This is a genomic window from Cyanobacteriota bacterium (genome assembly GCA_025054735.1).
Classification (GTDB): domain Bacteria; phylum Cyanobacteriota; class Cyanobacteriia; order SKYG9; family SKYG9; genus SKYG9.
On the sequence record JANWZG010000560.1, the window covers coordinates 1 to 1,966 of the forward strand.

At 51.5% G+C, this 1,966-nt stretch carries 2 protein-coding genes; one reads left to right on the plus strand and one right to left on the minus strand.

The window, feature by feature from the left end; all coding sequences use genetic code 11:
* Positions 1–410 precede the first annotated feature (410 nt).
* On the plus strand, positions 411–1,544 hold the full coding sequence (hppD, locus tag NZ772_18130) for a 4-hydroxyphenylpyruvate dioxygenase (GenBank protein ID MCS6815474.1): 1,134 nt from the start codon (positions 411–413) through the stop codon (positions 1,542–1,544).
* Here the strand turns inward: hppD and NZ772_18135 are convergent.
* Positions 1,506–1,966: CPP1-like family protein (locus NZ772_18135; protein MCS6815475.1), on the minus strand; the 461-nt coding region annotated here is incomplete at its 5' end. The genes hppD and NZ772_18135 overlap by 39 nt on opposite strands.

Below are 1,966 nucleotides of genomic sequence, written 5' to 3' on the forward strand. Positions count from 1 at the left end.
TCAGTCCCCAGAGAGTAACACCCATTCCCTACTATTGCTTCACCGGAGATAGCTGGTAGTGAGGACTTCAGTCCCCAGAGAGTAACACCCATTCCCTACTATTGCTTCACCGGAGATAGCTGGTAGTGGGGACTTCAGTCCCCAGAGAGTAACACCCATTCCCTACTATTGCTTCACCGGAGATAGCTGGTAGTGGGGACTTCAGTCCCCAAAGAGTAGCCGGAGATAGCTGGTAGTGAGGACTTCAGTCCTCACTACAGATGTTTTGGCCAGTCTGTGTATAGAGCTACAGAGGCTGTCGAATCCCCCCTGGGGAGCGTCCAGAATGTCATAGTAGATGTAGAACTAGTTGTTCGAGGAGGATGCTAGCTTGTTTGTCGATCGCCAAGGAATTGGTAACCTGACTATCTATGCGGTTTAATCATGTCCATTTCTACCTTGAAGATGCGATCGCACTGCGAAATTGCCTAGTCGAGGCGTTTGGTTTCCAGACGATCGCTCATTACGCTGACAGCCATACCCAGACCTATATCCTCAATAGTGGTTCCATCTGGTTTTTGCTGTCTTCACCACTGACCCATCAGAGTCCGGTTGCTAAGTTTCTTAGGGATCATCCGCCCGGTGTCGCAGATGTCGCCTTTCAGGTGGAAAATCTAGCGGTAGTCATGGCCCGCGCGCAACAGCAGGGGGCAATCACGACCCACAGCTTGGTTTGTCAAGGATCTGTATGTTGGGGTCAAATTCAAGGCTGGGAGCACCTTCGCCACACGTTAGTAGAGCAACCCAGGGACGGGTCTACCGTCATTCCCCTCTGGCTAGACGATCAGGCAGAACTTTACACCTATGCCCCACTAGGGAGACTATTAGGAACTCTGAATCAGGATTGTGCAACACCAACCTTTATCACCATTGATCACGTGGTGCTCAATGTACCCATGGGTCAACTGACTCACGCTGCCGACTGGTATAGCAACCTGTTTGGGTTTCAAGCTGGTCAACAGTTTATGATTCAGACGGACTATTCGGCCCTGCGTAGCCTAGTGCTTACGTGTGATGCCGTTCAGTTTCCCATCAATGAACCTGTCTCAGCCACCTCGCAGATTCAGGAGTTTTTAGATGCCAACCGAGGAGCGGGCATTCAGCATGTTGCGCTCCGTACCACTAATATTGTGGCAGCCGTAGAGCAGTTACGATCAGCTAATATTCCACTGATTTCAGTCCCTAAGACCTATTACCAGCAATTGCAGCGCGACTATCCACAGGCTATGAATTGGGCCACGATCGCCGCCCACCAAGTCTTAGCAGACTGGCACGAGGATGCAGTGTCGGCACTGTTGTTACAAACCTTTACCAGCCCCATCTTTGCTCACCCTACCTTCTTCTTTGAGATCATTGAGCGCCAAGGCTACTGGCAACAGGGGAGCTATCAACTTGTACAGGGCTTTGGTGAACGAAACTTTTTAGCCCTGGTGAAGGCGATCGAACAGGAGCAACTTGGCCGCCAATCAGCGCAGAAAGCTGCTAACGAACCACAACACAAATAGCGTCACCACAGCAGTTGCTGACAGCAGAGGCATCCCTACACTGTTAAGCATACCTGCAAGCCCACTACTGACCATTGCACCTAGCCCTAAGCCCACAATCAAGCCTACCAAGGTCAACAACAATGCCCGCCCAAATTTGCGCTCTTTGCGGTTAAGGAAGTAGAGGCAGGCTCCTACGGCGATCGCTAACGACACCTGTACCGCAGCTCCGTCTGGCGATGGAAACAGAATCAGTAACGCGCTCAGCCCTAGATTAATCACCGCCGGATAGATGATATCAGGACGCTCTGGATCATCAGCTAGGCGCTCTATCCAAGCTGGCATGGGTCTCGCTGCTGTTGCTGTCGTCCTAGGGGCAGGAGCGGCGTTTTTTTCTGGGAACCGAATCACATCGGGAACTTTGATCTTGCCTTCTTGGCGTA

Coding starts and splice junctions, on each gene's coding strand:
- hppD (MCS6815474.1), top strand. CDS start 411: ATGCGGTTTAATCATGTCCATTTCTACCTTGAAGATGCGATCGCACTG.